This is a genomic window from Bartonella sp. AU18XJBT (assembly GCF_028618595.1).
Classification (GTDB): domain Bacteria; phylum Pseudomonadota; class Alphaproteobacteria; order Rhizobiales; family Rhizobiaceae; genus Bartonella.
Genome location: NZ_JAQITE010000147.1, coordinates 1 through 1,075, shown reverse-complemented (window position 1 = coordinate 1,075; position 1,075 = coordinate 1). Strand labels below are relative to the sequence as shown.

The following is a 1,075-nucleotide window of genomic DNA, read 5'->3' as shown; positions in this document are numbered from 1 at the left end:
CAACAACAACAATCTTGAGATGACCGCCGCTTAAATCTTGCTCAGGCAAATAAGCCCGCACCGCAATATAGCCGCGCTTCATATAAAGCTTGGTCACCGCTTTGAGCACTTTGTTGATTTCGGCAATTCCCAAACACCGCCCTTCCCAAAGAGAAATAGCTTCATGAAGATCGGTGTGAGAAATCAACTGAGCACCTACAAATTCAATGCTTTTGATCAGCAAACAGTTTTTTTGGGTTGAATCGCTTTGAAATACCGTAGATTCATTATCATCCTGTAATAAAATCTCATGCGTTGCGTTTCTGCGATGCAATCGTTGAAAACGCTGTTCTTGCGTTTGTTGACGTTGAATCCTATCGGATTGATCAATCGCTTGATCACGAATGCTTTCTGCAAAACTCGCCAATGAAAAAAAGCACAAAAATACCGCAAAAATAAAGGTGAAAAAAAACCTACCCATTCATTGTGCCCTCAAAGTGAGCAACAAAATGAACCACATCATCAGCATCACAGAAAAAATCGCCAATCGCGTAACAATTTTTTAATCTTTTGATGAGAATAATACTTATAAAATCTGAGAGAAAAGTGTAAACTATACTGTATACATCTGCTTTATTGGTTGCACAAATCATATCATTCCCCCGCTTTTGAAGATTTTACAATGACACTGTTAAATGACAATTATACGCATTATACGCTTCTTAATTTTAAGGTGCTGGATATGATATCATTTCGAGGATAAAGTAAAGCCTCTTATTCATAGAATAATCTGTTTTATTAGAACTGTTACATATTAGAGACAAGAAGAGACACTCCATTGATTGTCGCCTGATAAGAAGCCCAAAAAACAGATAAGAGTATAAAAACAGATTGAAGAAGCACCTCTCGACATATCTTACTAAAATTATAATAAAAAACGATATCTTTTATTATGTTTACGGTCTACTTCATTCAAAAGATTACCGTGCCCGTTATGCTGTTAATTTATGCAAAGAATTGCCTCGTATCCCATGTGTAAAAACTGCTGATGATTTTTGGAAGTTTGTAACAGCAGGGCGTGAATTGGGTCATTTGC

The 1,075-nt window shown here is 36.7% G+C and carries 1 protein-coding gene and 1 pseudogene; one reads left to right on the top strand and one right to left on the bottom strand.

What is annotated here, in order from left to right; translation table 11 throughout:
• Positions 1 to 460, bottom strand: a 460-nt coding sequence (locus PVV60_RS10610; protein WP_273724685.1) for a POTRA domain-containing protein, incomplete at its 3' end; no start/stop codon positions are given.
• A gap of 446 nt (positions 461 to 906) precedes the next feature.
• On the opposite strand from PVV60_RS10610, the pseudogene PVV60_RS10605 reads away from it, so the two are divergent.
• Positions 907 to 1,075 (top strand): annotated as a pseudogene (locus tag PVV60_RS10605) (type ISP restriction/modification enzyme); the annotation flags it as partial.